This is a genomic window from Isoptericola sp. NPDC060257, from assembly GCF_042726645.1.
Lineage (GTDB): Bacteria > Actinomycetota > Actinomycetes > Actinomycetales > Cellulomonadaceae > Isoptericola > Isoptericola nanjingensis.
In genome coordinates this window covers 1-2,682 of record NZ_JBHXAW010000403.1, presented here as the reverse complement: position 1 = coordinate 2,682, position 2,682 = coordinate 1, and the positions used below count along the sequence as shown (strand labels likewise).

Annotated in this window: 3 protein-coding genes; all 3 read left to right on the top strand. The window is 74.6% G+C overall.

Going from position 1 to position 2,682, the window contains the following annotated elements; translation table 11 throughout:
• Window positions 1-186 precede the first annotated feature (186 nt).
• From ACFWEK_RS20620 to ACFWEK_RS20610, 3 genes are read left to right on the top strand one after another with little or no spacing between them, the layout of a single operon-like run.
• Window positions 187-675 carry a hypothetical protein gene (locus tag ACFWEK_RS20620; protein ID WP_430555250.1) on the top strand — a complete coding sequence of 163 codons (489 nt, stop codon included), beginning with the start codon at window positions 187-189 and terminating at the stop codon, window positions 673-675.
• Complete coding sequence (locus ACFWEK_RS20615) at window positions 672-1,685, top strand: hypothetical protein (protein ID WP_430555249.1); 1,014 nt, start codon at window positions 672-674, stop codon at window positions 1,683-1,685. Before ACFWEK_RS20620 ends, ACFWEK_RS20615 begins: the two co-directional genes overlap by 4 nt.
• Before the next feature lie 24 nt (window positions 1,686-1,709).
• The gene (locus ACFWEK_RS20610) at window positions 1,710-2,663 is read left to right on the top strand and encodes a tetratricopeptide repeat protein (RefSeq protein WP_430547591.1); all 954 of its coding nucleotides are present in this window, start codon (window positions 1,710-1,712) and stop codon (window positions 2,661-2,663) included.
• The last annotated feature ends 19 nt before the right edge of the window (window positions 2,664-2,682 follow it).

Sequence of the window (2,682 nt, the reverse complement as noted above, 5' to 3'; positions counted from 1 at the left end):
TCTACACGGAACTGGAACGCGCCTACGCCGCCCGCACCGGCGCCCCCGCCGAGGCGAACGCCCCGCTCGCCCTCCAGTACGCCGACTTCGCCACCTGGCAGCGCCGCCGCGTCAGCGGCGACCGGCTGGAGGACCTGACCCCCGGAGGACGGCACGGCGCGCGACTCGGCCGCCGGCACCGCCGAGGTGCCGCTCGCCGGCCGGCTGCTGCGCCGGTCGCGCCGCCGCCAGCGCGACGAGACCGCCGACGCGCCGTCCGACGCGCCGGCCACGCCCTCGGCCGACCCGGCGCCCGTGGCGGCCCCTGCGCCGTTCGGCAGCCTGCCCGTCCCCGCTCCGGCCGAGCCGACCGCGCACGAGCCCGTGCCGGCCGAGCCGACCACCGCCACCGGCGCCCTGCGCATGACGCGGCGGGAGCTGCGCGCCCAGGAGGAGGCCCGGCGGGCCGCGGAGCAGGGCGGGATGACCCGCATGCTGCGCGCCATCACCGGCTCGATCCCCGCGGTGCGCCCGGCGCAGCCCGACGGGGCGTCCGAGCAGGACGCCACCCGACCCGACCCCTCCACGCCCGCGGGCCGCGCCGCCGCCTGGCGCGCCACCTGGGGCTTCGGTGACACCTCCCGGACCGGGCAGCCCTCCGACCCCACGACCGACAACGACGGGGAGAACCGATGAACCGCCGTACCACCCGCGGCCTGGCCGTGGCGAGCGCCCTCGTCGTGTCGACGACGCTGCTCGCCGGCTGCGCCGACGAGCTGCCCCAGCCCCAGGCCGGCGAGGCGTTCAGCGGGCCCGTGCTGACCGAGGAGCAGGACACCCAGGTGTTCACCGCGGTCGCCGACACCGTGGCGAAGGCCGACAAGGCGCTCAAGAGCGACGCGCTCAAGCCGCGCGTGAACGGGCCCGCGTACGAGGTGCGCAAGAGCCAGCTCGCCGTCGCCAAGAAGCGGGACAACGCGGAGTTCGTGACGGACATCCCGAGCGAGTCCCAGCAGATGATCATCCCCACCACCGAGGGATGGCCGCGCACCAGCTTCTCCATCACGTCCAGCACCGAGGACCTCGAGACGCCGCGCCTCGTGGCGTTCGAGCAGGCGTCCGCGCGCTCGGACTACAAGATGTGGGCGTGGGTGCAGCTCATCCCTGGGCAGAGCATGCCGTACTTCGCCGACTCGGCCGTGGGATCGGACGCCGTGGCGGGGGACGACGACTCCCTCGCGGCGTCCCCCGTCGACGCCCTCGCGCAGTACGCGGACATCGTCACCCTCGGTGCCAAGAAGTCGTCCTTCGCGAAGGGCTTCGAGCTGCCGGACGGCGACCTGGTCTCGGCCGTCGCGGCCGACGCGGCGGCGTGGAAGGAGGTCGAGGGCTTCGAGGAGTCCGGGACCAAGTACACGCAGAAGTACAAGGCGCGCAAGGACGAGGTCCGTGCGGTCCGCACGGCCGACGGCGGGGCGCTCGTCATGGGCGTCCTCGACGGCAGGACCACGGTCGAGGCGGAGGAGGACGCGAAGGTGCCCGCCCTCTCCGAGACGCAGAAGGCGCTCCTCGGTGACGCCGAGCAGACCAACGTGCTGAACACCCGGTACACGGACATGGTCGCGCTGTACGTCCCGGCCAAGGGCTCCGACGAGAAGATCCGGCCGCTCGGCTACTCGCACGTGGCGACGGCGGCCTCGAACTGACGCTCCGCTCGTAGGATGGCGCCCATGACCAACCCCACGCCCGACCCGACCTTCAGCACGCGTGGCGCCGTCGACCTGTCGGCGCTGAACCGCCCGCAGTCGCCGCCCCCGGGGGAGCCCGGCGGCGCGCCGTCGGCGGGCGGCTACGTGCTGGACGTCACGGACGCGAACTTCCAGCAGGTGGTGCAGGACTCGACCACGTACCCCGTGGTCATGCTGCTGTGGATCCCCACCGACAAGGCCAACGCCGATCTCGGCGAGCTGCTGGGCCGGCTTGCGGAGGAGTACGCCGGCCGGTTCCTGCTCGGCCGCCTCGACGCGCAGGCCTACCCGCAGGTGGCGGCCGCCTTCCAGGTGCAGGGCGTGCCGACCGTGGTCGCGGTCCTGCAGGGCCAGCCCCTCCCGCTGTTCCAGGGGGCGGCGCCCGAGGAGCAGGTGCGCGGCGTCCTGGACCAGGTGCTGGCCGCGGCCGAGCAGAACGGCGTCACGGGACGCGCCCCCGCTCAGGGCGCGGAGGGCGAGGAGCCCGCGGAGGCCCTCGACCAGGAGCCGGTCGAGGAGCCGCTGCCGCCGCTGCACCAGGAGGCGTACGACGCGATCGAGCGCGACGACCTCGACACCGCCGTCGCCGCGTACGAGAAGGCGATCAAGCAGGACCCGAAGGACGCCCTCGCGGTGGCCGGCCTGGCGCAGGTCCGCCTGCTGCAGCGCACCCGCGGTGCCGACCTGCAGGCCGCCCGGACCGCGGCGGCCGACGCCCCGACGGACGTCGAGGCGCAGCTCGCCGTGGCCGACATGGACATGCTCGGCGGCAAGGTGGACGACGCCTTCGCCCGCCTGCTCGAGCTGCTCCCCGGCGCCGACGCGGACGCGAAGGAGAAGCTCCGCGTGCGGCTCGTCGAGTACTTCGAGATCGTCGGGCCCACCGACCCGCGCGTGATCAAGGCCCGCCAGCGCCTGGCGATCAGCCTGTACTGACCCCCAGGGGCATCGAGCG